This window comes from Pseudonocardia halophobica, assembly GCF_027922425.1.
GTDB classification, from domain to species: domain Bacteria; phylum Actinomycetota; class Actinomycetes; order Mycobacteriales; family Pseudonocardiaceae; genus Pseudonocardia; species Pseudonocardia halophobica.
The window spans coordinates 1-606 of sequence record NZ_BSFQ01000244.1 but is presented as its reverse complement, the minus strand read 5'-3'; the positions used below and the strand labels follow the sequence as shown (position 1 = coordinate 606).

Below are 606 nucleotides of genomic sequence, written 5' to 3'. Positions count from 1 at the left end.
CCATTGCAGTGGCGACAAAATCGGCGCCGATCTCCTCCGCCTCCCGCAGTTTTGCGGGATCGACCTTTTCGATGATGCGCCAGCCTGCCTCCGGCGAAGGCGTGGTGTCCGGCATCTGCCAGAGAACCACACCCACGCGCAGGCGCAGATGCGCCCTCTTGAGCCGTCGCACATGCAGAAGCGATGCGCGCGAAGGGGCGGGGTCCAGAAAACACAGGATCACGCAATCCTGCGCGCCGGGGTCCAGCGCCTGCAGGCGGGCGGGCGAAAGATCGCTGTGCGGGTGGTGGCGGGCATCGGCCCCCTCTGCGGCCAGCGCCTGTGCCAGCATCGCCGCAGAGACATCGTCCAGCGCCGAACGCCCGCCGATGCACAGGATGCGGCGGCCTTCGGCGGGCAGCGGTTCCGTCTCCGCGCGGGCCTCGTCCAGCTCTTCGTCGATGACGACATGCAGATCGCCGATCATCGTCATCGCCACACGCGCCAGCCGTACTTCCTGTTCCCCGGACAAGACGCCGCGCGACCAGTCTGCCTGCGCCATCATCAGGGCTGGCAGGCCGACGTCGCGGTAGTAAACGGCGAGCCAGTCCTGCTCCAGAGCCTCTT

1 protein-coding gene is annotated in these 606 nt (G+C 67.7%); it reads right to left on the bottom strand.

The window, feature by feature from the left end:
* Nucleotides 1-606, bottom strand: a 606-nt coding sequence (locus PKE99_RS39335; RefSeq protein ID WP_271215151.1) for a hypothetical protein, incomplete at both ends; no start/stop codon positions are given.